We start from the raw sequence: 735 nt of genomic DNA, 5'->3' as shown, positions 1-735 counted from the left end.
GGCCGGAACGGCTGCGCCGGCCATCCAGGTGGCCGTCGCCACCGCCACGCAAGCCGATATGCCTAACTCGCTGGCGGGTATCGGTGAACTGGAAGCCACCCGCCAAGTCATGGTCACCGCCGAAAGCGGCGGCCTGGTACGTGCCATTGCATTCCAACCCGGCGAGCGGGTGAAAGCCGGGCAAACCCTGGTGCAGCTCAACGATGCGCCGGAACAAGGCGAACTGGCCAGGCTTCAGGCCCAGGCCGCCAACGCCAAGGCCCAGTTACTGCGAACCCAGCGTTTGCTGCCTCAGCAGGCGGCGACGCAAGAGGAACTGGATCAAGTGCAGTCCGCCTACTCCCAGGCGCTGGCCGATATCGTGCGGATCAAGGCGCTGATCGATCAAAAACGCATCAAGGCGCCCTTCACCGGCGTGCTGGGTGTGCGCAAGGTCAACCTGGGCCAGTTCGTGCAGGCCGGCGATGCCATGGTGTCGCTGACCGACGCACAGACGCTGTACGCCAATATCACCCTGCCCGAACGTGCCCTGGCACAGCTCAAAACGGGCCAGGAGATGAGCGTCAGCGTAGACGCGTACCCCCAGCGCTTGTTCAAGGGCCACGTCAGTACCCTCGAACCACGTATCGACCCGGGCACCCGCACGGTGCTGGTCCAGGCCACGCTACCGAATCCGGACAACCTGCTGTCACCCGGCATGTACGCCAATGGCGAAGTCCATCTGCCAGCCAAAAA

At 64.2% G+C, this 735-nt stretch carries 1 protein-coding gene; it reads left to right on the top strand.

Translation table 11 applies throughout. The features are described 5' to 3' along the window. A partial coding sequence (locus FEM54_RS33430) for an efflux RND transporter periplasmic adaptor subunit (RefSeq protein ID WP_138454384.1) occupies positions 1-735 on the top strand: 735 nt, incomplete at both ends.

It is taken from the genome of Pseudomonas edaphica (genome assembly GCF_005863185.1).
GTDB lineage: Bacteria > Pseudomonadota > Gammaproteobacteria > Pseudomonadales > Pseudomonadaceae > Aquipseudomonas > Aquipseudomonas edaphica.
Note: the sequence above shows the minus strand (reverse complement) of the source record. Positions and strands in the feature narration are given on the sequence as shown.